General features: G+C 70.6%; 23 protein-coding genes and 1 pseudogene. 21 read left to right on the top strand and 3 right to left on the bottom strand.

The window, feature by feature from the left end; translation table 11 throughout:
- Nucleotides 1–303: 303 nt before the first annotated feature.
- The 17 genes and pseudogenes from BUE45_RS14375 (at nucleotide 304) to BUE45_RS14300 (ending at nucleotide 15,205) form a co-directional block, all read left to right on the top strand.
- The gene (locus tag BUE45_RS14375; protein WP_073379816.1) at nucleotides 304–1,506 is read left to right on the top strand and encodes a hypothetical protein; all 1,203 of its coding nucleotides are present in this window, start codon (nucleotides 304–306) and stop codon (nucleotides 1,504–1,506) included.
- A gap of 177 nt (nucleotides 1,507–1,683) precedes the next feature.
- The gene (gene ffh, locus BUE45_RS14370; RefSeq protein ID WP_073379815.1) at nucleotides 1,684–3,276 is read left to right on the top strand and encodes a signal recognition particle protein; all 1,593 of its coding nucleotides are present in this window, start codon (nucleotides 1,684–1,686) and stop codon (nucleotides 3,274–3,276) included.
- Nucleotides 3,277–3,455: 179 nt separating this feature from the next.
- Nucleotides 3,456–3,899, top strand: a complete 444-nt coding sequence (gene rpsP, locus BUE45_RS14365; RefSeq protein ID WP_073379814.1) for a 30S ribosomal protein S16 — start codon at nucleotides 3,456–3,458, stop codon at nucleotides 3,897–3,899.
- A 1-nt stretch (nucleotide 3,900) separates the two neighbouring features.
- Nucleotides 3,901–4,143, top strand: a complete 243-nt coding sequence (locus BUE45_RS14360; protein WP_073379813.1) for an RNA-binding protein — start codon at nucleotides 3,901–3,903, stop codon at nucleotides 4,141–4,143.
- A gap of 151 nt (nucleotides 4,144–4,294) precedes the next feature.
- Nucleotides 4,295–4,807: a ribosome maturation factor RimM gene (gene rimM, locus BUE45_RS14355; RefSeq protein ID WP_073379812.1), complete on the top strand. Its 513-nt coding sequence runs from the start codon at nucleotides 4,295–4,297 to the stop codon at nucleotides 4,805–4,807.
- 10 nt (nucleotides 4,808–4,817) lie between these two features.
- Nucleotides 4,818–5,582 carry a tRNA (guanosine(37)-N1)-methyltransferase TrmD gene (gene trmD / locus BUE45_RS14350; RefSeq protein WP_073379811.1) on the top strand — a complete coding sequence of 255 codons (765 nt, stop codon included), beginning with the start codon at nucleotides 4,818–4,820 and terminating at the stop codon, nucleotides 5,580–5,582.
- A 211-nt stretch (nucleotides 5,583–5,793) separates the two neighbouring features.
- Entirely contained in the window at nucleotides 5,794–6,153 is a 360-nt protein-coding gene (rplS, locus tag BUE45_RS14345; protein WP_073379810.1) for a 50S ribosomal protein L19, read from the top strand.
- Between the two features lie 62 nt (nucleotides 6,154–6,215).
- Nucleotides 6,216–7,079, top strand: coding sequence for a signal peptidase I (gene lepB / locus BUE45_RS14340; RefSeq protein ID WP_073379809.1), 864 nt, complete (start codon nucleotides 6,216–6,218; stop codon nucleotides 7,077–7,079).
- A gap of 211 nt (nucleotides 7,080–7,290) precedes the next feature.
- Nucleotides 7,291–7,617 carry a DUF2469 domain-containing protein gene (locus tag BUE45_RS14335; RefSeq protein WP_073379808.1) on the top strand — a complete coding sequence of 109 codons (327 nt, stop codon included), beginning with the start codon at nucleotides 7,291–7,293 and terminating at the stop codon, nucleotides 7,615–7,617.
- Nucleotides 7,618–7,696: 79 nt separating this feature from the next.
- Nucleotides 7,697–8,062 (top strand): YraN family protein, encoded by a 366-nt coding sequence (locus BUE45_RS14330; protein ID WP_178378539.1) that lies wholly within the window; start codon nucleotides 7,697–7,699, stop codon nucleotides 8,060–8,062.
- A 340-nt stretch (nucleotides 8,063–8,402) separates the two neighbouring features.
- Nucleotides 8,403–9,926: a YifB family Mg chelatase-like AAA ATPase gene (locus BUE45_RS14325; protein WP_073379886.1), complete on the top strand. Its 1,524-nt coding sequence runs from the start codon at nucleotides 8,403–8,405 to the stop codon at nucleotides 9,924–9,926.
- A gap of 604 nt (nucleotides 9,927–10,530) precedes the next feature.
- A pseudogene (locus tag BUE45_RS14320) lies at nucleotides 10,531–11,376 on the top strand (DNA-processing protein DprA); the annotation flags it as partial.
- A 195-nt stretch (nucleotides 11,377–11,571) separates the two neighbouring features.
- Nucleotides 11,572–12,135, top strand: coding sequence for a DUF6932 family protein (locus BUE45_RS14315; RefSeq protein ID WP_073379807.1), 564 nt, complete (start codon nucleotides 11,572–11,574; stop codon nucleotides 12,133–12,135).
- 32 nt (nucleotides 12,136–12,167) lie between these two features.
- The gene (locus BUE45_RS31850) at nucleotides 12,168–13,088 is read left to right on the top strand and encodes a hypothetical protein (RefSeq protein WP_143173357.1); all 921 of its coding nucleotides are present in this window, start codon (nucleotides 12,168–12,170) and stop codon (nucleotides 13,086–13,088) included.
- 91 nt (nucleotides 13,089–13,179) lie between these two features.
- Complete coding sequence (locus BUE45_RS14310) at nucleotides 13,180–14,391, top strand: helix-turn-helix domain-containing protein (protein ID WP_073379806.1); 1,212 nt, start codon at nucleotides 13,180–13,182, stop codon at nucleotides 14,389–14,391.
- Between the two features lie 236 nt (nucleotides 14,392–14,627).
- Nucleotides 14,628–14,879 (top strand): hypothetical protein, encoded by a 252-nt coding sequence (locus BUE45_RS14305; protein WP_073379805.1) that lies wholly within the window; start codon nucleotides 14,628–14,630, stop codon nucleotides 14,877–14,879.
- An 11-nt stretch (nucleotides 14,880–14,890) separates the two neighbouring features.
- Nucleotides 14,891–15,205 (top strand): hypothetical protein, encoded by a 315-nt coding sequence (locus BUE45_RS14300; RefSeq protein WP_218619543.1) that lies wholly within the window; start codon nucleotides 14,891–14,893, stop codon nucleotides 15,203–15,205.
- 46 nt (nucleotides 15,206–15,251) lie between these two features.
- Here the strand turns inward: BUE45_RS14300 and BUE45_RS34080 are convergent, their stop codons facing one another.
- From BUE45_RS34080 to BUE45_RS14285, 3 genes are all read right to left on the bottom strand, one after another.
- Complete coding sequence (locus BUE45_RS34080) at nucleotides 15,252–15,737, bottom strand: NUMOD4 motif-containing HNH endonuclease (RefSeq protein ID WP_073379804.1); 486 nt, start codon at nucleotides 15,735–15,737, stop codon at nucleotides 15,252–15,254.
- Nucleotides 15,724–15,924: a helix-turn-helix transcriptional regulator gene (locus tag BUE45_RS14290; RefSeq protein ID WP_218619542.1), complete on the bottom strand. Its 201-nt coding sequence runs from the start codon at nucleotides 15,922–15,924 to the stop codon at nucleotides 15,724–15,726. Before BUE45_RS14290 ends, BUE45_RS34080 begins: the two co-directional genes overlap by 14 nt.
- A gap of 276 nt (nucleotides 15,925–16,200) precedes the next feature.
- Complete coding sequence (locus BUE45_RS14285) at nucleotides 16,201–16,470, bottom strand: hypothetical protein (protein ID WP_073379802.1); 270 nt, start codon at nucleotides 16,468–16,470, stop codon at nucleotides 16,201–16,203.
- 311 nt (nucleotides 16,471–16,781) lie between these two features.
- Here BUE45_RS14285 and BUE45_RS14280 point away from each other — a divergent pair, with 311 nt between their 5' ends.
- The 4 genes from BUE45_RS14280 (at nucleotide 16,782) to BUE45_RS14265 (ending at nucleotide 20,710) form a co-directional block, all read left to right on the top strand.
- Entirely contained in the window at nucleotides 16,782–17,060 is a 279-nt protein-coding gene (locus tag BUE45_RS14280; protein ID WP_342746024.1) for a helix-turn-helix domain-containing protein, read from the top strand.
- Nucleotides 17,057–17,746 carry an HNH endonuclease gene (locus BUE45_RS31280; protein ID WP_084737237.1) on the top strand — a complete coding sequence of 230 codons (690 nt, stop codon included), beginning with the start codon at nucleotides 17,057–17,059 and terminating at the stop codon, nucleotides 17,744–17,746. Before BUE45_RS14280 ends, BUE45_RS31280 begins: the two co-directional genes overlap by 4 nt.
- Nucleotides 17,746–17,910: a hypothetical protein gene (locus BUE45_RS32540; RefSeq protein WP_178378538.1), complete on the top strand. Its 165-nt coding sequence runs from the start codon at nucleotides 17,746–17,748 to the stop codon at nucleotides 17,908–17,910. The genes BUE45_RS31280 and BUE45_RS32540 overlap by 1 nt, the downstream gene beginning before the upstream one ends.
- Nucleotides 17,911–18,160: 250 nt before the next feature.
- Nucleotides 18,161–20,710 (top strand): bifunctional DNA primase/polymerase, encoded by a 2,550-nt coding sequence (locus BUE45_RS14265; RefSeq protein ID WP_178378537.1) that lies wholly within the window; start codon nucleotides 18,161–18,163, stop codon nucleotides 20,708–20,710.
- The last annotated feature ends 337 nt before the right edge of the window (nucleotides 20,711–21,047 follow it).

Raw genomic sequence — 21,047 nt, 5'->3', positions numbered from 1 at the left:
CCGGCCCCGTTTCTGTTTCCGGAAACGCGGCTTTCGTGGCATATGTGGCGTAAATGGCCGGATGTTGGCGGTGCTCTGTGCCGTGGTTCGATACCCTTGCCAGGCGGTGTGGTCGGGAGGCAGGGCACCGCAGGGGCCGGTCACACGCCCGGATCGCGCGAAACGCCCGCGCCGACCCGAACCCGCCAGCGCGCGGACGCATCCCAGGGGACGAACGGGTCGAGGGGGCGCAACCCCGACCGGACTCCCGGAAGAAACCACGCTGATTCGTACGTGCCCCGCGCAGCGGGGTCAGGAGGCAAGATGGCGCCGGTCATTCACAACAGGCTTCGCAGGGGCGGGCGCACCGCGCTCGCCGCGGCGGGTGCGACGGTCGTGCTCGGCCTGGCCGGATGCTCCATCGACCTGAGCGGCCTGCGCCCGGGCGGCGGCGAGGAGGAGCCCAGCCCCGAGCCCCCGGAGCCGGTGGCCGCGGCACCGCTGGTGGAGAAGGCGCTGGAGGAGCTCGCCGGCTACCAGGGCCTGGTGGCCACCGGCCAGGTCGCCGAGAGCGTGGGCGCCGACGTGCGCGACGCCGCGCTCACCGTCGCCGACGGCGGCGCCGCCAGCGGCACCATCCGCTCCGGCAGCATCGAGGCCGACCTCATCAGCGGCGACGGGCGCATCTTCATCCGGGCGCTGGAGGACTTCTGGCTCGACCAGGGCGTCTTCGCCCCCGACTTCGACGAGTTCGGCGGCAACTGGGTGCGCGCCTCGACCGCGCAGGCCGGGATCAACCCCGGCGCCGTGCTCGCCCCGCCGGTCCTCGCCGAGATCCTCGGCGGCATCGAGCTGGAGTCGGACGAGGCGGTCGAGGAGAACCTGGACGGCACCCTCACCCACCGGGTCGACCTGGCGGGCGAGCGCAACCAGATGTGGATCGACGCCGAGACCGGCCTGATCAAGCGCATCGCCGTCGAGGAACTGCTCGCCCCGGAGGCCGAGAGCGGCCCGCAGGTGCGGCTGGACCTGGCCGAGGCCGACACCGCCGCCGTCGAGGAGCTCTACGACGGGGTCGTCGCCGCCACCACCGACGAGCTCGGCTCCGCGCGCGACGCGCGCATCGAGGTCGGCTGGGACGGCCAGGCCGACATGGCCTGCGAGGACGGGCCCAACTGCACCTGGTCGGGCACCGTCCGGGACGCGGCGGGCACCGGCAGCGGCACGGTCGCCGTCCGCATGGACGTGACCTTCAGCAACTCCGACATCGGCGAGCAGACCTGCGACGACAGCGGCAACCTGGAGGCGGGCGGCACGCTGGACCTGTCGTGCAGCGCCGACTACAACATCGTCAGCCAGACCCAGCAGACCTACACCATCGACGGCAACGCCACCCTGAGCACCCGGGGCCTGCCCGGCGGGCAGCAGGAGAGCATGCTGGAGGCACTGAACGAGCAGCGCGAGGCCACGCTCTCCGGCGGCGGGGAGCCCGCCGAGGAGGAGGGCGAGGACGAGGGCGGCGACTAGTCCGCCCCCGGCCGCGGGGGCCGGCCCCCGCGGCCGGGCGCCGTGCGAGCACCCCGGGAGGGGCCGGGGCGACCCGGCCCCTCCCCGCCGTTCCGGGCGCCGCCGGGTTTTCCGGCGGTGCGACGGGGGGCGGGTAGGCTTAGAGACCAATTCCGAGACGAAGGACTGGCCACACTCGTGTTCGAGACGCTTTCCGACCGGCTGACATCGGTCTTCTCCTCGCTGCGGGGCAAGGGGCGCCTGTCCGAGGAGGACATCAACGCGACCGCGCGGGAGATCCGTCTCGCGCTGTTGGAGGCGGACGTCGCCCTGCCCGTGGTCCGTGATTTCATCGCGCGGATCAAGGAGCGCTCCCGGGGCGAGGAGGTCTCCAAGGCCCTCAACCCGGCGCAGCAGGTCATCAAGATCGTCAACGAGGAGCTCGTCGAGGTCCTCGGCGGCGAGACCCGGCAGATCCGCTACGCCAAGAACCCGCCCACCGTCATCATGCTGGCGGGCCTGCAGGGCGCCGGCAAGACCACCCTGGCGGGCAAGCTCGCCAAGTGGCTGGGCGCGCAGCGCAACACGCCGCTGCTGGTCGCCGCCGACCTCCAGCGTCCCAACGCGGTCACCCAGCTCCAGGTCGTCGGCGAACGCGCCGCGACCCCCGTCTTCGCGCCCGAACCCGGAAACGGCGTCGGCGACCCCGTCGAGGTCGCGCGCCTGTCCGTCGAGTTCGCCGAGCGCAACAACCACAACATCGTCATCATCGACACCGCGGGCCGCCTCGGTGTGGACACCGAGATGATGCGCCAGGCCGCGGACATCCGCGACGCCGTCTCGCCGGACGAGATCATCTTCGTCGTCGACGCGATGATCGGCCAGGACGCGGTCAACACCGCGCAGGCGTTCCTGGACGGGGTCGGCTACGACGCGGTCGCCCTCACCAAGCTCGACGGCGACGCGCGCGGCGGTGCCGCGCTGTCCATCCGGCACATCACCGGCCGCCCCATCATGTTCGCCTCCACGGGCGAGAAGCTCGAAGACTTCGACCTGTTCCACCCGGACCGGATGGCCTCGCGCATCCTGGACATGGGTGACGTGCTCACGCTCATCGAGCAGGCGCAGCGCACGTTCGACGAGGACGAAGTCCAGAAGATGGCCTCGACCATGGCGTCGGACGAGGACTTCACGCTGGACGACTTCCTCCAGCAGATGATGATGGTCCGCAAGCTCGGCCCCATCGGCAACCTGCTCGGCATGATGCCCGGCATGGGCCAGATGCGCGACCAGATCGACAACATCGACGACAAGGCGCTGGACCGGCTCCAGGCGATCATCCAGTCGATGACGCCCGGCGAGCGCTCCAACCCGAAGTCGATCAACGGCTCGCGCCGCCTGCGCATCGCCAACGGCTCGGGCACGCAGGTCAGCGACGTCAACAACCTGGTCACCCGGTTCTTCGAGGCGCAGAAGGTCATGCGCAAGATGAAGAGCGGCGGCATGCCCGGCATCCCGGGGATGCCCGGCATGGGCGGTGGCGGCGCCGGTGCCCGCAAGAAGGCCAAGGCGCAGAAGAAGAAGGGCAAGCAGCGCAGCGGCAACCCGATGAAGGCCCGCCAGCAGGAGTTGGAGCGCCAGCAGCGCCGCAAGGAGCAGCAGGAGAACGCCCAGCCCCAGCTGCCCCCGGGCCTGGGCGGTGGCCGTCAGCCCCAGCTGCCGCCCGCCTTCGGCGGCGGCGGTCTGCCGAACATGCCCGACCTGTCCGATTTCAAGCTGCCTGAGAAGTAGGCCACGCCGCGGGGCTGTCCAAGGAACCCGCGGGTGTCTGGCACAATGAGTAGTCGACTAACGGTGGCGGGCCGGCCCTCTAACTAGCCCGCCGCCCACGTCTGTTCCGGTGGGTTCCGCAACCCCACGCGGCCGCCCCGCCGGGCGCCTCAACCGTTAATCGGGAGAAGACCACTCCAGTGGCTGTCAAACTGAAGCTCAAGCGTATGGGCAAGATCCGTACGCCCCAGTACCGCATCGTCGTCGCCGACTCCCGCACCAAGCGTGACGGCAAGGCGATCGAGGAGATCGGCCGGTACCACCCCAAGGAGCACCCGAGCCTCATCGAGCTCGACTCCGAGCGGGCCCAGTACTGGCTCGGCGTGGGCGCCCAGCCCTCCGACGCGGTCAAGGTCCTCCTGCGCAAGACCGGCGACTGGCAGAAGTTCAAGGGCCTGGCCGCCCCGGCCCCGCTGAAGGCCGCCGAGGCCAAGGACCCGGAGGCCAAGGAGGCCGCCTTCCAGGCCGCCCTGAAGGAGCTCGTGCTCCCCGGCGCCGAGAAGAAGACCGCCGCTCCGAAGAAGAAGGCGGAGAAGCCCGCCGCGGACACCGCTGAGGCCGAGAAGTCCGAGGGCGAGGCCTGACGTGCTGGAAGAGGCGCTCGAGCACCTCGTGAAGGGGATCGTTGCGAACACCGACGATGTCCAGGTGCGGGTCAAGAGACTCCGCAAGGGCAAAGTCCTTGAGGTCCGGGTGCACCCCGACGACCTCGGCAAGGTGATCGGCCGTAACGGACGCACCGCCAAGGCCCTGCGCACCGTCATCGGAGCGCTGGCCGGCGGCCGCTACGTCCGCGTGGATCTGCTGGACCTGAACGAAGTGCGCTGACGCGCCTTGCGGGGGCGCCGACCGAGGTCGGCGCCCCCGCATCCGTGCCCGGGGCCCCACGGCCCCGGGCACGGTCATTTCCCGCCGTGTTCTTCCGGCACCCGAGTTGGCCCGCGTCCCGCCCGAGGGCGGGAGTGAGGACGGAGTTCCCATGCGTTTGGTGGTCGGCCGCATCGGCCGCGCCCACGGCATCCGCGGCGACGTCGCCATCGACGTGCGCACCGACACCCCCGAGGAGCGGTTCACCGTGGGCTCGGCCCTGGAGACGGACCGGTCCGGGGTCGGCCCGCTGACCATCGGCTCGGTGCGCGTGCACAGCGGCCGCCTGCTGGTGCGCTTCAAGGGCGTCGCCGACCGCGACGCCGCCGAGGGGCTGCGCGGGATCTCGCTGCTCGTCGACTCCGAGGACCTGCCCCCCACCGGCGACCCCGACGAGTTCCACGACCACGAGCTCATCGGCCTGACCGCCGTCACCACGGGCGGCGAGGAGGTCGGCACGGTGGGCGACGTGCTCCACCACGCCCAGGACCTCCTGGTGCTGTCCGTCCCCGGCGGCCGGGAGGTGCTCGTCCCGTTCGTCACCGAGCTGGTCCCCGAGGTGGACGTGCCCGGCGGCCGGATCGTCCTGGACCCGCCCCCGGGGCTGCTCGACCTCGCCGACTGAAGGGCGCACCGTGCGCATCGACATCATCAGCATCTTCCCCGACTACTTCGCGCCGCTGGACCTCTCCCTCATCGGCAGGGCGCGCGCCGGCGGACTGCTCGACGTGCGGGTCCACGACCTGCGCTCGTGGACGCACGACCGCCACAACACCGTGGACGACACCCCCTACGGCGGCGGCCCCGGCATGGTGATGAAGCCCGAGCCCTGGGGCGAGGCGCTGGACGCCGTGGTCGGCGACGCGCCCGCCCGGCTCATCCTGCCCACCCCCAGCGGCCGACCCTTCCGGCAGGCCGACGCCGAGCGGCTGGCGGGAGAGGGCCGCCTCGTGTTCGGCTGCGGCCGCTATGAGGGCATCGACACCCGGGTCGCCCAGGACGCCGCCGGCCGGATGCCCGTCGAGGAGGTGAGCATCGGCGACTACGTGCTCAACGGCGGGGAGTCGGCCACGCTCGTCATGGTCGAGGCGATCACCCGTCTGCTGCCCGGGGTGCTCGGGAACCGGGAGTCGGCGGTGCAGGACTCCTTCGCCTCCGGCGGCATGGAGAACCTGGTGGAGGGCCCCGTCTACACCAAGCCCGCCGTGTGGCGCGACCGCGAGGTGCCGCCGCTCCTGCTGTCGGGCAACCACGGCGCGGTCGACCGGTGGCGGCGCGACGAGGCGCTGCGCAAGACCGCGCGCAACCGCCCCGACCTGGTGGCCGCGATGCCCGCGGAGTCCCTGGACCGGCGGGACCGCGAGGTCCTGGCCGAGGAGGGTGTACCGGAGGCCACCTGAGCAGGCGTTCGGTCCGCCGCCGCGGATGTGGCAGACTGGGTGGGTTCCCCCTGGTGACCCCTAGGCATCCGCATGCCGGCGGTACGACGTCGGCCTCTGTGTCGGTCACCCGGGCGGTTCGACAGTCCGACCCTTACGGGCCATCGCCCGCGCACCCCCGCACGCCTGCGGCGGGGTGGGGCGCGGTGCGCTATTGATGAGGATTCGCGAGATGCACACCGTCATTCAGGAGCTGGAGAAGGCCCAGCTGCGTTCCGACGTCCCGGAGTTCCGCCCCGGTGACACCCTCAACGTTCACGTGCGCGTGACCGAGGGCACCCGTACCCGTGTCCAGGTCTTCAAGGGCGTTGTCATCCGCCGCCAGGGCTCGGGCAACCGGGAGACCTTCACCGTCCGCAAGGTGAGCTACGGCGTCGGCGTGGAGCGGACCTTCCCGATCCACACCCCGGCCATCGAGAAGTACGAGGTCGCCGCCCGCGGCCGCGTCCGCCGCGCCAAGCTGTACTACCTCCGCGACCTGCGCGGCAAGGCCGCCCGCATCCGCGAGCGCCGCGAGCCCGTCGTCAAGTAGTCGTCCGGTTCCTCTCCGAAGCCACCCCCGCGGTTTTCCCGCGAGGTATAGGCTTCGGCACGATGAACACAGATGACAGGGACCTCGGCTCGGACGGGGTTCAGGACGAGGATTCCGCCCGGCCCGGCCCGCAGGAGCACGACTCCCCACTGGCTCCCGAGTCCGATCAGGACTCGGGAGCCAGTGCTGTCTCCGAAGCCGAGGACGACGAGGCGGGGGAGAAGGCGGACACGCGGATGAGCAAGGACAAGCAGGGGTCGTTCTGGAAGGAACTGCCCATCCTCATCGTGATCGCCCTGGTGCTGGCGTTCGTGATCAGGACCTGGGTGATGCAGGCCTTCTACATCCCCTCCGGGTCGATGGAGAACACCTTGCTGGTCGGGGACCGCGTACTCGTCAACAAGGTCGTCTACGAGGTCCGGGACATCCGGCGCGGCGAGGTCGTCGTCTTCAACGGCGACGGGTCGTGGGACGACCCCAACACCGTGGTGGTGCCCGAGCCGACCAACCCGGTCTCGCGCGGCTTCACCTGGGTGCAGCAGCAGCTGGGCGCGGCGCCCACCGGCAAGGAGTACATCAAGCGGGTCATCGGCCTGCCCGGCGACGTGGTGGAGTGCTGCGACGAGCAGCAGCGGGTCACGGTCAACGGCGTCCCCCTGGACGAGGAGGAGTACCTCTACCCCGGCAGCCTGGCCTCGCACGAGACGTTCGGCCCGGTCACGGTGCCGGACGGGCACGTGTGGGTGATGGGCGACCACCGCGCGATCTCCTCCGACTCCCGGCGCAACCAGGGCAACCCCGGGGGAGGGGCGGTGCCCATCGACCACGTGGTCGGGCGGGCGTTCGTCATCATCTGGCCCTTCTCCCAGGCCGGCGGCCTGGGAGCCCCGGACACCTTCGCGCGGCTGAACGACGACGGCTCCTGACGCACCGGAGGGCGAGGATCCGAGGAAATCCTCTCGTCCGGGCACGAAAGCCCGTTCCGTGACGCATGATGGAGCAAAGACCCTGTGGGTCTTGCGCGGAACGTCCCCGGGCCTCCCCCCGTTGGGAACAGAGCGGAGGCCGACGACGTGTGGATGACAGGGAGGAACCGGACACCCCGGCCGGAGACTGCAGACGAAAGCGAGCACGTGGATGAGTTCTGAGGACCTGGAGAAGTACGAGGCCGAGATGGAGCTTCAGCTCTATCGCGAGTACCGGGACGTCGTGGGGCTGTTCGGCTACGTCGTGGAGACCGAGCGGCGGTTCTACCTGACCAACCACGTCGACCTGCAGCCGCGTTCCACCGAGAACGGCGAGATGTACTTCGAGGTCGTGATGGAGGACGCCTGGGTCTGGGACATGTACCGCCCGGCCAGGTTCGTCCGCAACGTCCGCGTCGTGACGTTCAAGGACGTCAACGTCGAGGAGATCACCAAGGCCGACATCGAGCTGCCCCCCGCGGAGGGCGGCCGGGACTGACCCCGGTTATCCACAGAAAAAGATCGGCCCTGGCGGGACGCCGCCCGATCACCGACCGTGGTAACGGGAGGTGGTCGACGTGGACGTGTACGCCGCGTACCGGAGGGACCTGGGCGGTCTCGGTGAGGAGCTGGCCGCCGCGTTCCTGGAGCGAGCCGGGATACGTGTGGTGGACCGCAACTGGCGGTGCCCCGCCGGGGAGATCGACATCGTGGCCCGGGACGGCCCCGTCCTGGTCGTCGCCGAGGTCAAGACCCGCACGCGGCTCTTCCACGGCCATCCGGTGGAGGCCATCGGGTGGCGCAAGCGCAGAAGGCTGTACCGGCTGGGCGGGGCCTGGGCCCGTGCGCGCCGGGTGCCCGGCCGTCCGCTGCGCGTGGACGGGCTGGGCGTGTTGCTCCGCGACGGCCGGGTGTACGTGTCCCACGAGCGGGGCCTGTCATGAACGCCCCGCGTTCGCGCTCCCCGCGCACCGGTGTCCGCCCGCGCCCGGGAGCCGCTGCGGGGCGGGCTCCCGCTCCGCCCGACGTGCCGTACGCGCCGCCGGTCCCGGACCGCGGCGGAGGACGGGTACGTTCCCGCCGGGCCGCCGCCCGCGGGGGTCCCTCCCGCGGTAGGTCCCTGTCCCCTGTGGCCCGCGACGGACGCCGACCGCACGGCGGTGTCCGATCCGGGCGGCCCGGGTCCGGGGAGCCGGCCACGGCACCCGGTCTCCTCCGCCGGCGGGTGTCCGCGGACCCCGCGCCCAGCGCGCTCGCGGCGTCCCCCGGTCGGGAGGCGCGGTGATCACCCTCGCCCGCACCCACTGCGTCGCGCTGCTGGGGGTGGAGGGGCACGTCGTCGAGATCGAGGTGCACCTGGGCGGCGGCGATCCCGGAGTCACCCTGGTGGGCCTGCCCGACGCGGCCCTGCGCGAGGCCCGCGACCGCATCCGGGCCGCACTGGCCAACAGCGGTGAGTCCTGGCCCAGCGGACAGATCACCATCAGCCTCTCCCCGGCCAGCCTGCCCAAGGCGGGCAGCCTCTTCGACCTGGCCATCGCCGCCGCCGTCCTGGCCGCCGAGGGAGCGGTGCCACCGGACCCGCTGGCGGGTTCGGTCCTCATCGCCGAACTGGGGCTGGACGGGCGCACCCGGCCGGTGCGCGGGGTGCTGCCCGCCGTGATCGCCGCCCGCGAGAGCGGCCACGACCGGTTCGTCGTCGCCCGCGGCAACGCCGCCGAGGCGGCCCTCGTGCCGGACATCGAGGTGATCGCGGTCGACTCCCTGGAGGAGATGTGCCGCTGGGCACGGGAGGGCCTCCTGCCCGAGGGGCGGCCCCCCGACCCGGTACCGCGACCGCGCCGTCCCGCCGACGCCGAGCCCGACCTGGCCGACGTACTCGGACAGCCGGTCGCCCGGAGGGCGGTGGAGATCGCCGCCGCGGGCGGGCACAACCTGATGATGCTCGGCCCGCCCGGGACCGGCAAGAGCCTGCTGGCGGAGCGGCTGCCCACGGTGCTGCCCAGGCTGGACGCCGCTGCCGCGCTGGAGGCCACCGCCATCCACTCGGTGGCGGGCCTGCTCCCCGCGGGCTCCCCGCTGGTCACGCTGCCGCCCTTCGCCGCGCCCCACCACACGTCCACCCGCTCGGCCATCATCGGCGGCGGCAGCGGGCACCCGTCCCCGGGGTGGGTGTCCAAGGCGCACCGCGGGGTGCTGTTCGTGGACGAGGCCCCGCAGTTCGGGAGGGGGGTCCTGGACTCGCTGCGCGAGCCGCTGGAGCGCGGGGAGGTGGTGCTGGCCCGGGCCTCCTCCACGGTCGCCTTCCCGGCCAGGTTCCAGCTGGTCATGGCGGCCAACCCCTGCCCCTGCGCCAAACCCGGCGCCCTCTGCGACTGCCCCGCGGGGGAGCGGCGCCGGTACTTCTCGCGGATCTCGGGGCCGCTGCTGGACCGGATCGACCTCAAGGTCGAGCTACCCCAGGTGGGGCGGGCCGAGCTGCTCGCCGACCGGGCGTTCGCCGAGTCCTCGGCGGTGGTGGGCGCCCGGGTGCTGGCGGCCCGGTCCCGGGCCGCCGGGCGCCTGGAGCGCACGCCGTGGACGACCAACGCCCAGGTGCCCGGCGCCCACCTGCGCCGGGACTTCCCGGTGGAGCAGGGGGCGCTGCGCATCCTGGGGACCGCCATGGACCAGGGGCGGATCAGCGCCCGCGGGGTCGACCGCACGCTGAGGGTCGCCTGGACCCTGGCGGACCTCGCCGACCGCGACCGCCCCGGAGAGGAGGAGGTGGCCTATGCCTTCGCGCTGTGGTCCGGCCGCGCCTGGTGACCCGGGCCCCGGGCCCGGGAACCGCCCCCGCGCGGGCCCCGAACCGGGGGTGTCGGTCACCCGGGGAGGCGCGTGTCCACGGGGCCCACACCCCGGTTCCCTGCCGGGGGCCGGCGCCCGGTCGCGGGGTGTTCGGCCGGTGCGGGGTCCGGTGGAGGTCTTGTCCGGGTCCGGTGCGGTGGGTCTTCGGGGCCGGGTGTGTCTCCCGGGGTGTGGTGGCTCGGGCCCGGTCGTTGGCACCCGGAGCGGTGGGCGGTCGCGGGGTGTTCGGCCGGTGCGGGGTCCGGTAGAGGTGCTGTTCGGGGGCGGCCGTATCCCCGGGGGTGTTGCGGCTCGACCCCGGTCGTTCGCACCCGGCTCCGTGGACGGTCCCGGGGTGCCTGGCCGGTGTTGCCTTACGGAACCGCTCCCGCGCGGTCCTTGAACCGGGGATGTCGGTTGCCCGGTGCGGTGCGTGTCCACGGGGCCGAGGCGGGCGCGCGGGGCGGTACGCGTCCGCGGGGCGGGGGGAGACGTTCCCCCGGGGAGGCGGGGGCCGACGGGGACGGCAGGGAAGGGCGCTTCGCGGGGCGTCGACAGGGGTGGACGGGACGGGAGGGACGCGGTGGACGAGGACGAGGTGCGGGCCCTGGCGGCGCTGACGGCGGTGGCGCCGCCGGGGGACCCGTGGCTGGGGGCGGTACTCGGCGAGCACGGCGCCGCACGGGTGTGGGCGGAGCTGGTGGCCGGCGCACCGCCGCCGACCGTTCCGGGGGACGGGGAGACCGTCGTGGACCGGGAGCGGGTGGCACAGCGCTGGACGCGCTGGCACGCGAGGGCCGCCGGGGTGGACGTCGACGCCCTGCTGGCGGCCTCGGCGGCGGCCGGGGTGAGGTTCGTGGCCCCGGGCGACCCCGAGTGGCCCGGCCGCCTGGAGGCGCTGGACGCCCCCGGCGGGCGCCGCTCCCACGGGCTGTGGGTGCGCGGCCGGGGCGACCTGCGCAACCTGTGCCTGCGCTCTGCGGCCATCGTCGGCTCGCGGGCGGCCACCTCCTACGGTGAGCACGTCGCCGCCGAGATCGCCTACGACCTGGCCGAGCGCTCGGTCACGGTGGTCTCCGGCGGGGCGTACGGCATCGACGGCGCCGCGCACCGGGCGGCCCACGCCGCGGGCGCCACCGTGGTCGTGCTCGCCTGCGGACCGGATGTGGACTACCCGCGCGGCCACGCGGGCCTGTTCGCCGACATCGCCCGGACCGGGGTCCTGGTGAGCGAGCGCCCGGTCGGCGCCCGTCCCACCGCCAAAGACTTCCTCGTCCGCAACCGGCTGATCGCCGCCCTCACCCCCGGCACCGTCGTGGTGGAGGCCGGTCGGCGCAGCGGGGCGCTCAACACCGCCTCGCACGCCGCCGAGCTGCACCGGGTGCTCATGGCCGTCCCCACGCCTGTTTCCGGGGCATCCGCTCTGGGTCCGGCTGGGGTCGTGCCGTTCGTCCTGGACGTCTCGTAAGCGTCGGGCGCGCTGGGGGGCAGCCTGTCGTTCGGGGACAGACGGGGTTAACATAGGCAAGCCTCTGCGAGGGATCTGTCACCCGGCCCACGTAGGGTGCTTGCAAAGCCCGGTTTGACCGTACGCAGGCCCCTCGGAGGGAGGTGGGGGTAGAGTATGTCCCTCGTAGACGTTCGGCCCTTGGCAGGGCAGAGACTAGAGGGGGCTGCCATCCTCCAGCTCACCCCGGAGGGCCGCTTGCCCGATGGCCGACATGCCGTGAGCGTTGAAGAAATTTACGAAACCTTCGTAGAGAACGCTCCACATCGGCAAGCGCGAGAAGTTATCTTCGATGCTTTTAAGCTTCACTTCTCTCTCATCCGGAAGATCCTCGCGAGTGGAACTCTCTGGATCGATGGCGGCTTCTGTACCCACAAGGCAGAGGAACCCAAGGACATCGACATCTTCATCGTCGTAGACCCTTCGGTTGCCTCCAGAGTGACCCCGGAGCAAGAAGACCAGCTCATGCAACTCCTGACGCTCCAGCAGGTTTTCTCGGGTGCTCCCCGCACTGCTTTGGATCGCGTGCAGCCCATGGGAGGGCTGGTCGACTGCTTCCTGGCCTTGTCGACAGATGCGGACGCGCTCAAGGAGTTTGATCAGCTTTGGTCGAGTGTTAAAGGCGCGGATGGGGAGACAGTCCCGGGCGTGACGAAGGGTTACCTGGAGGTGTCATGGTAGAGAATGATCTCCGCCTCCTGCATCTTAGGGCAGTGGAGAACGCCCAAAGAGGGGGACCTCTCGCCGGTATTCGGCAAGCATCTTTGGCGGCTGCTGCTAGTAAGTTTAAAGAACTAGCCCCGGTTGCCCAACCTGATTTTGAGATTCACATGGTCGACGTGAAATCTCAAGGCCATGCCGTATCGGCTAGTGACGCCGGTGAGCTTTTGCGTCGAGTTCAGCGCGCCGTCGCTCGACTTGCAAAGGCTCGGCGCCTTAGGCGTGCTGACGTATCTCGTTTGAGTTCTGGAGATTTCTCGCTGGCTCGCTTCAATGTAGTGTCAGCTTCGTTTGCCTCGCTCAAGGTGCATCTTGTTCCGGATAAGACTTTTTATGATGAAGATAACGAAGAAAGCGTTCCTCTTTCAGGTCCCAGTTGGGCCGAGGTTGGCCTAGCCGAGCTGATTCGTGCTCTTCCTGAGGGTGAGAATGATGACGCTTCGATCGAGTCATTGATGGGGGCTTCCCCTGTTGTGCGTCGAGCTGTGGCTGATCTTGTTTTTAAGCTGAACTCAGATATAGAGATCGGGTTTCAGTTCAAGTCATCTTCGGGGGAGAAGATCGTTTCTCGGGTGACTCCTGTTCAGGTTCGAAAGATCGCTCAGAAGCTTGAGATGACTCACGAGGACAGGTCGGTTGTCCGCATGCGTGGGCGGCTAGATGGCCTTCGGACTCGTCGGCAAATTTTCTACTTCGAGCCAGAGAAAGCGCCAGAGATTCATGGCTATGTAGACGAATCTTTGATGTCTGCTGTTCGGGAAAACATTGACCGAGAGGTTGACGTTACTCTAGAAGTGGTAGTCGAGCGTTCCTTCTCTGGGAAAGTCAGCCAGAGGCACTACAGGCTACTTTCGGTTGATGGGCACCAGTCCGAGATTCCTGAGTATGTTGATACTCCTCGGGGTGAGTCCTGACGGTTGGAGCGGGCACGGCCCAGCGGCGCGGCGGCAGTGCTCGTTCCCGAACCCGCTGTCGGGCAGTGGACGCGGTCAATAGCATGTCGGCATGGAGCACCTCGGGGTACGACTCGCCCAACTGCGCCGTGTTGCCGACCTGACCCAGGAGGGGCTGGCCGAGCGGTCGGGCGTGTCCGTCGACGTCGTTCGCAAGCTGGAGCAGCAGCGCAAGCACAGCGCCCGGCTACCCACCCTGCACGCCCTGGCCACCGGCCTGGGTGTGGAGCTGACCACCCTGCTCGGCGACCCGCCCGCCGTGCCCTCCAACGGCGACGCCGAACCGCCGCAACTGGTCGCGCTGCGCCGAGCGATTATGCCCCCGCTGTTCGCACCCCCGGCCCCGCGCGACGCGGCCGAGTCTCTGTCGCTGCCGCTGCTGCGCGCCGAGGTGTCCGACGGCTGGAGCCTGTACCACGGTGCCCAGTTCGGGCGGCTGCTGGATGTGCTGCCAGGCATCATCGCCGACGCCCGGCTTGCCGCCGCCGTGGGGTCCGGCCACAGCCGGGCCGAGGGCGAGCACGCGCTCGGCAAGGCGCTCCAGCTCGCCGGACACCTGGCCATCCGGCTGGGCAAGACCGACCTGGCGCTGGCCAGCCTGGAGCGCGCAGCGGGCGCGGCCGACAACTCGGGTGACCCGTTGCTGGCCCCGATGGTGTTCGGGTCGGTGGCGTGGGCGTACCAGCGCCAGAACCGCCTTGACGACGCCGGGAACCTGGTCATCCACGCGGCTGACGGTGTTGAGCGCGAGGTCGGCACCGACACCGCCGCCAGCCTGCGGGTCTGGGGCGGGCTGGTCATGAGCGGCGCCACCAGCGCGGCGCGGTCGGGCGACTACGAGCAGGCCAAGGACATGATGGCGACCGCCGAGCAGCAGGCGCGCCGGTTGCCGAAGCTGCCTCCGCCCAGGGACGGCCGGTCGGTGTCGATCTTCAGCCGCTCGTCGGTGCGCATCGAGCGGGTGCGCCTGGCCGTGCAGCACAAGCGCCCGGACGAGGCCCTGGAGTTGGCGAAGGGGATGCGGCTGAGCGCTGACACCCCGCCCAGCTGGCGGACGTGGCTGCTGTTGGACGTCGCGCGGGCGTATACCGACGTTGGCGACGCACACGGCGCGGTGGCCGCGTTGCAGCGGCTGCGCCGGGCGTCCCCCGACTGGATGCGCCACCACACGCTGGCCGTGGCGATCATCCAGGACCTGTACGCCGGGCCCGTGCAGCCCCCGGGGCTGCGCCAGCTCGCCGAGTTCGTGGGCGTGACCCCTTAAGCGCGCGAAAGTAGGACGCTGCGTCCCTGTCACGTTGCGTGACTCCTCGGCATCGTTGGGCCCATGGACGCCCAGTCGCGAGACCAGCAGCCCCGCGCCGTCACTCTCGCCGACCTGGCGCGCCTGACCCGGCCGCGCAGACGCCCCGCTCCGGTTGTGTGGCCGACCCAGCGGCCCCCGCTCCCTCGACGGAGCCGGGGCGCGGACCAGCGTCGAGAGCAACGAGGAGAAAACCCATGACGGCCGAAGGCCGCAGCCCCGACGACCACGCGGACGAGCTGTTCGACCGGCTGTCCGAAGCCCTGCGCGAGTACCACGACACCCGCGCCACCAAGGCCGCGTTGCGGGCGGCGTTGGCGCGCGCTGACGAGGCGTTCGACCGGCTGCACCTGTGGCTCACCGCTGGCAACCCCCTGCCCGAGCCGTGGCGCAAGGGCCAGCGCGCCCTCACCGAGCGTCGTGCCCGCCCTGCCGAGCCTGAGGTGTGATCATGTTGGACGTGAAGAACGAGACACTGGCCAAGGTGTGCGCCTGCGGGGCGTACTCGTACCTGATCCCGCAGAAGCCGGGCCCCGGCGGGGAGTCGATCTGGCGGCGGGTGACGACGGGCTGTCTGGCGACCACGCGGGCAACATACGCGCAGGGTCACGACGCCAAACTCAAGGGCTTCTTGATCGAGGCAGGGGTGGGCGGCCACCAGGTTCTGTGGACGGGCGACGGCACCGTCATCGGGAGGACGGCCGAAGGGTGGGCCGCGGAGCTGGGGTGGCTGGACGCGGTTCGGGAGGGGATCGAGCGCAAGCGCGCCCGCTGACCGGAGGGATGGGCCCGCAGACGCGCCCGCGTCTGCGGGCCCCAGCTCACGCACTGGCCAGTCGGGCGCGGCGTCGACGTTGGCGCTGGAGCTTGCACGCCCTGCATACGCGCCTGCCGCTGGGGTCGACGTACGTATTGGCTGTATCGAACGGATGGCCCCGCCTGCAACTGGTCTTGCGCACCTCCGGGTGTGTCCCATGCCGGACGGAATCGCGCACGTTCTGCGACGGGGTCCCGTACGCGAGGTTGTCAGCCGCGTTGTTCAGCCTGTCGCCGTCCAGGTGCCTGACTTGCTGACCGTCCGGCCTGGGGCCGATGAAGGCCAGCGCCACGAGGCGGTGAACCTTGGGGCGGTGGCAGCGGCCGTCGCGCCAAAGGGTGACGTGCGGGTACCCGGTGGTTCCCGGCCTTAGCTTGAGCAACTCGCCGCGCTTGTACCTGGACCACGACCGCACGTTTCCGAGAGATGACACCTCGTAGCCCGGAAACCCAACCACGGCACGCCACTGCTCGCGCTCATCGCCCGTCATCGAGAGCCTCCACGGTGGTACCGAGGGCACGCGCCAACCGCACCATCTGTGACGACGGGGGCCGCGCGGTGGCGCCCTGCTCCAGGCGGGCCACCGTCAGCGGCGTCACTTCGGCCAACCCGGCCAACTCCTCGCGGCTGAGCTTGGCCCGGCGACGTGCGCGCCGGACTTCGTTCGCGTCGATCACAATGCAGCTCCTCAGAGATGGGATCATCCGATCTGCTTCCACCCCAGCAGGGCTGATTACGGCGCCACAAGGCATTACCCCCGCGTGAGCCCGGTCACGGTGTGGGGGCCAAGCAGGGCGCGCCCCGCCTCTGTCGCTTGGGCGGGCGCGTCTCTCCTGGGTGCCCGGACGGCTTCCGGGGCGTTCGTACGCCCGGGGGCGGGTGCTGGGCCGGGCCAGGGCGCCCGAGGCGCTCGGAGACCCCACGGAACGGCGCGGGGAGGCGATGCCTCCTTCTCAGAGGAGCCTGAGGCGTCGGCGGAGTTCAGCCCTTGCCTCGTCGGTCAGCTCCCACACCTCGCCGCGTTCGGTTGGGCGTCTGTTGTTGGTGACAGTGATCTCGCCTTCGGTGTCGAGCCGCTGAACTTCTCGGAACATGCGAAATGCGAGGTCCTCCGCGTCGGGCCAGGTTGGAGCGATCCCCATAGCTTCCCGCAGAAGCGGATACTCGAAGTCCACGTCACCTGTGTCCCACATCGCGACCTCGGTCGCGCTCAGGGGTTCCATGGTTGCCCTCCTCGCTGTCAAGAGTTGCCCACCACATCGTCGGCTGCGCGGGGACGGGGAGCCCATTCGACACGCGGGGCGATCACGAGCGGATTACGGGGCTGCGTCGGCCTGAACACGCCTTGTTGTCACTTCTCGTCGGGCCGGCGCGGACGACGAGTAACGAGCCCCGTAGGAACCCGGCGTGTCGTTGCCGTACTTGGGGTACCGGGGGAGGGCGGTAACGGGGTTACTTTGCGCTCTGCGCATGTGGGCTCTCGCCTGCTGGAATGGGGCGTAGCAGCAGGTTCTAGCCTCCTCTGCCCTCCTCGGTGGGCGGGGCCAGGCCGGGGCCGCACCCAGCCCTGACCACCTGGAGCGCCCCCGTGCCTGTCCTAGAGCTAGACCACCGCGCCCTGCGCCGAATCCGCACCGAGCGAGGCGTGAGCCAGTACGAGCTGGCCCGTCGCGTCGGGTCGGCCCGCCAAGAGATCTCGAAATGGGATCGCGGCCTTCGCCCCGTGAAGCTGGAGACGGTCGGCCGTCTGGCCATCGCCCTCGGCGTTGAGCCCACCGAGCTGATCCGGTGGTCCGGCGGTGAGGCCCGATGACCGCTCCCGCTGACGTTTCCCCGGACGCCCCGCCCGCAACGGACGTGGTGTGGACGGAGTTCGACCCCGACACGCTGCGCCGTGCACGGACCGAACGCGGCTTGAGCCAGTGGGGGCTTGGCCAGCGGTGCGGTCTCGCCTACCCCGGGTCGATCAGCCGGTACGAGCGGGGGCGGCAAGCCCCCGGGCAGGACACACTGGTCGCCATCGCGTGCGCGCTGGATACCCCTGTGGACGCCTTCTTCCGAAGGGTGGCGCTCCCTGACCGTTTCTGGGCCAAGGTCGACAAGACCTCTTCCCCGTCCGGTTGCTGGCTCTGGACCGCAGGCACGGACTGGTGGGGGTACGCCGAGTTTTCCGTCAACGGCCAGTCACGTGGGGCGCATCGCGTCGCGTATGCGGCTCTTGTCGGCCCGATTCCGGACGGCTTGACCATTGACCACCTGTGTCGGGTGCGCCACTGCGTCAACCCGGGCCACTTGGAGCCCGTGTCGATCCGAGAGAACACGCTGCGCGGCAACACCATCACCGCAGCGAACGCAGCCAAGACGCGCTGCGGGCGGCGCGGTCACCCGTTCGACGAGGCCAACACCCGCATCGGGTCCAAGGGGGAGCGTCGTTGTCGGGCGTGTGACAACGAGGTCCGCCGCGCGCGCAAGGCGGCCCGCAGGAAGGCGGCTGTCTGATGCCCTCCGCTGACGCGACCGCGCCGGACCGAGACACCACCGAGGTCGTCTGGACTGTCGCCCCGGCAAGTGACGCCCGCATGGGCCGCTTGCTCGCCATCCTGTTCCAGCCGCGCCCCGCCGACGAGGCACCCGAGCAGCCCGCAACGGCCGACCGCTCCTGACCCCGAACACAGCAGCGGCCCCCCGTTGACCAGACGAGGGGCCGCTAGAAGCTGCTGGCCCGGGCACCACCCCGGACCTCCGAAAGGAGCTGACTAAACCAACCAGTTCGGGCGCCCGCTGGAAAGGCGCCCTATTCAAAACCAACCGACCAAAGAAGGTTTCGTGAAACCCGCCCAACTAAGGGAAGGTCCTATGTCCCATTTTACCGGGCCGCAATTCGGCGCACAAACCGGTGCCCCAATCGACTGGGTGCGGGCCAAGCTGCGGGCGCGCTGCCGGGCGGAGGCCGAGCGCTGGGCCGCTATGGGGTTCGGGACGATCCCCAGCCCGCGTAAGACGCCCGTACACGAGGGGTGGCCTGGCCTGGCGCTGCGCACCCCCGAGGACGTGCGCGCCCACTGGGACGTGTTCGGGTCGTTGTCCGGCCCTAACGTGCTGCTGACGCTGCTTGGGTTCGTGGTCCTGGACTTCGACCCTCGCAACGGCGGGCTGGAGTCGCTGGCCAAGCTGGAGGCCAAGTACGGTCCGCTGCCCACTACCCGTGTCCATGGCACCCCCCGGGACGGGCTGCACTACGTGTTCACCCATGACGGGACCACCCCCGTTAAAAACGGGGAGCTGGACCCGGTCCTGTACCCGGGCGTCGACGTCAAGACCGGCCGAGGCGGGCTGATCCCGTCCGCTGGATCGGTCACCAAGCACGGCGCGTACACCGAGCGCAGCGATGCCGAGGTGGCGCCGTGCCCGAGCTGGGTCTATCAGATACGGGCCAGCTCGGGGGGTGCCGCCAAGCCGTCCGGTACCCCCGCCCCGCCCCGGACCCACGACGGCCCCATGGGCTCGGCCTACGGCCGAAAGCTGGTGCGCGGCGTGTGCGCCGACCTGGCCGGGGTCACCTCCGGGCGCAACGACGCCCTGAACAACGCAGCTGTCCGCATCGGTCACTTCGTCGGGAGCGGCCACGTCAACGAGGACTACGCCTTGACCGAGCTTATGAATGCCAGCCGCGCTAACAAGTACATCGCCAAGGACGGCTACGCGGCAGCGGAGGCCACCGCTCGGTCCGGTCTGAACAAGGGCAAGACCGAGCCCTTGGACCCGCCCGCGCGTTCCGCCAAGACGGGGGCCGTCGAGCGTGTACAGCGCGAGGTCGAGGACGCCGAGACCGACCGCGTGGGCGTCCAGGAGTCGGGGCCGGTTGCGGGTGCGGACGGGGCAGAGGACGCCGACGAGAACCCGACCATGGGCGATGCCCCCGGGGCGAAGTCCAGCGGCATCGAGATTCAGGACGGGCAGCAGCTCATCCGGGACCTGGCCAGGGCCGTAAACGACGGTGCGGTCCCCGGCCTGTACTCGGTCGGGGACGGACTGGTGCACCTCCGGCGCGTCTACGACCCCGAGCTGCCCGCCGGTGAGACCCGGGCGGCGATGGAGTCCGTCGACTCCCTGCGTCTGGGGAACCTGGTGGCGCACCACCTGCGGCTGTACGTGGTCGAGCGCGACGACAGGGGCAAGCCGATCCGGGAGAAGGACAAGCAGCCCGCGCAGGTCGTGTTCAAGCAGGTGCTGGCCAGCCCTTCGTGGTCGCTGCCACCGCTGCGGGGGGTCACCCGGACGCCCATCCTGCGCCAGGACGGCACCGTGTTGAACGAGCCCGGGTACGACCCGGCCAGCGGTATGTACTTCGACCCGATGTGCGCGTTCGACCCGGTCCCGGACCGGCCCTCGCGCGGCGAGGTCGAGCGCGCGTTCAACCACGTGTACCACGAGGTGCTGGGCGGGTTCCCCTACGTGGGCCAGGCGGACCGGGCCAACGCTTTCGCCTACGCCACCCACGTCGTGGGGCGGCGGTTCCTGGAGGGCATGAGCGGGGGCGGGGTCCAGCCCACGCCGGGGGTGAACGTGGTCGCGGGGTCGCAGGGCACGGGTAAGAGCTACCTTGCCTCAGTGCCCGTGTGGGTGTTCGGCGGGGACGTGACCGACTACCGCCCGGACGAGCAGGAGCTGGGCAAGCTGGTGGTGTCGACGCTGCACGACAAGCGGGGCCCCGTCGCCATCCTGGACAACGTGCCCGACGGCTACATCGTCAAGAACACCACCCTGGCCAGCTTCCTGACGCAGGCCGTGCCCACGGCCCGGCTCCTGGGCCAGACGAAGAACGTCGCGATGATCAACGATGTGTTCTGGGGGTTGACCGGCAACGGCACCCGCCAGAGCGACGACCTGCGGCGTAGGTTCTTCGATGTCCGCCTGGATGCGGGCATGGCGGACCCCGCGATGCGCGAGGACTTCGCGCTGGGCGACCTGAAAGCGCACTTCGGCGACGTGCGCAACCGTGCCAAGTTCGTGTGGTGCTGCCTGGTGCTGTGGCGCGCGTGGGTCGCGGCCGGGGCCAACGAAGGATCGTGCCGGATGCGGGGGTCGTACGGGTGGTGGTCCAAGCCGACCGCTGGGCTGCTGGAGTTCCTCGGCGTCGGGGGGTTCATGGACAACTACGCCCCCGGCGGCAGCGCCGAGGCCGAGCGTTGGGAACCGTTCCTGATGGCATGGCGGGCCAAGTACGACAGCACCCGGCTCAAGGTCAGCCAGCTCATGCGAGACCACGTCGACAACGGCGACGCGGACGGCTGGGGTGGCTCGTTCATCCTGCCGGTCAATGTGAACGACTACAAGGCCGTCCGCGAGGCCGGGGACATCCTGGCCAGCAAGGTGGACAAGGTGTGGCCGTGCGGGCTGGTCCTGCGCAAGTCCAAGCGAGCGGGTTCAAACACCTACCGGGTAGAGCACGTAAACGGGTAGCCGAGCCACCGCCGCGCGCGCCGCTGCCGACGCCCCACCCCCCACCGCTACCCCCCACCGCCGGGCGAAGAAGAGGCGCTGTGCTCGGCACGCAATTTGCGCAAGTGGTGGGGGGTGGGAGCTGGTGGTGGGGGGCTGATGGGACCCCATCCCATCAGCCCAGATGGCCGGTCTCTTCGGACACCCCTTTTTCTCTTCCCCCTCTTGGTGGGATTGGTGGGAGGGGGTTGGAAGAACTCGGAAGAGAGGGCCTCGGAGGGGGTCCGAAAAGAGTTGGAGCGACCCCATCCCAATCCCCCCCACCAGTCCCACCAAGACCGCCCCGCGCTTTTAGTAA

Origin of the sequence: Nocardiopsis flavescens (assembly GCF_900141985.1) — a bacterium.
GTDB lineage: Bacteria > Actinomycetota > Actinomycetes > Streptosporangiales > Streptosporangiaceae > Nocardiopsis > Nocardiopsis flavescens.
Note: the sequence above shows the minus strand (reverse complement) of the source record. Positions and strands in the feature narration are given on the sequence as shown.

Excerpts from the sequence above, each read along its gene's own strand:
- BUE45_RS14375 (WP_073379816.1), top strand. The coding sequence starts at position 304 with ATGGCGCCGGTCATTCACAACAGGCTTCGCAGGGGCGGGCGCACCGCG.
- rimM (WP_073379812.1), top strand. The coding sequence starts at position 4,295 with ATGCGTTTGGTGGTCGGCCGCATCGGCCGCGCCCACGGCATCCGCGGC.
- rplS (WP_073379810.1), top strand. The coding sequence starts at position 5,794 with ATGCACACCGTCATTCAGGAGCTGGAGAAGGCCCAGCTGCGTTCCGAC.
- lepB (WP_073379809.1), top strand. The coding sequence starts at position 6,216 with ATGAACACAGATGACAGGGACCTCGGCTCGGACGGGGTTCAGGACGAG.
- BUE45_RS14335 (WP_073379808.1), top strand. The coding sequence starts at position 7,291 with ATGAGTTCTGAGGACCTGGAGAAGTACGAGGCCGAGATGGAGCTTCAG.
- BUE45_RS14315 (WP_073379807.1), top strand. The coding sequence starts at position 11,572 with ATGTCCCTCGTAGACGTTCGGCCCTTGGCAGGGCAGAGACTAGAGGGG.
- BUE45_RS14310 (WP_073379806.1), top strand. The coding sequence starts at position 13,180 with ATGGAGCACCTCGGGGTACGACTCGCCCAACTGCGCCGTGTTGCCGAC.
- BUE45_RS14305 (WP_073379805.1), top strand. The coding sequence starts at position 14,628 with ATGACGGCCGAAGGCCGCAGCCCCGACGACCACGCGGACGAGCTGTTC.
- BUE45_RS34080 (WP_073379804.1), bottom strand. The coding sequence starts at position 15,737 with ATGACGGGCGATGAGCGCGAGCAGTGGCGTGCCGTGGTTGGGTTTCCG.
- BUE45_RS14285 (WP_073379802.1), bottom strand. The coding sequence starts at position 16,470 with ATGGAACCCCTGAGCGCGACCGAGGTCGCGATGTGGGACACAGGTGAC.
- BUE45_RS31280 (WP_084737237.1), top strand. The coding sequence starts at position 17,057 with ATGACCGCTCCCGCTGACGTTTCCCCGGACGCCCCGCCCGCAACGGAC.
- BUE45_RS32540 (WP_178378538.1), top strand. The coding sequence starts at position 17,746 with ATGCCCTCCGCTGACGCGACCGCGCCGGACCGAGACACCACCGAGGTC.